A 313-nucleotide genomic window follows, 5' to 3' on the forward strand; every position below is an offset into this window, starting at 1 on the left:
GGTACCGGCCTTGACACCGCCCAAGTTCACGCCCGTCGGAGGTGCCAAGCTGATCTTGCCGGTTCCATCGACGTTGATGCCAGCACCAATGATCACACCGCCGATAGCAGAGGTTGTGGCCGGTGTGATTGCTTGGTTGGCGGCAATCGTGAGCGTCTTACCATCGCCAGATGGTGTGATCGTGACGTTAGAGCCAGCGGCTAGCGACTTGATCGTGGCAATACCGCCAGCCGTTCCGTTGTTATCGACGAGTCCAGTTCCCGTACCTTCGTTGTTCACAGCGGTCAGGGCACCGGATGTTGCGGTGCTACTG

Annotated in this window: 1 protein-coding gene; it reads right to left on the reverse strand. The window is 58.8% G+C overall.

Going from position 1 to position 313, the window contains the following annotated elements; all coding sequences use genetic code 11:
- Positions 1–279 (reverse strand): hypothetical protein (locus tag AC1RPH_RS08170; protein ID WP_481762088.1); only part of this gene is annotated, 279 nt, incomplete at its 3' end.
- Positions 280–313 lie beyond the last annotated feature (34 nt).

It is taken from the genome of Dellaglioa sp. CoH-57-MRSF-16, assembly GCF_056782055.1.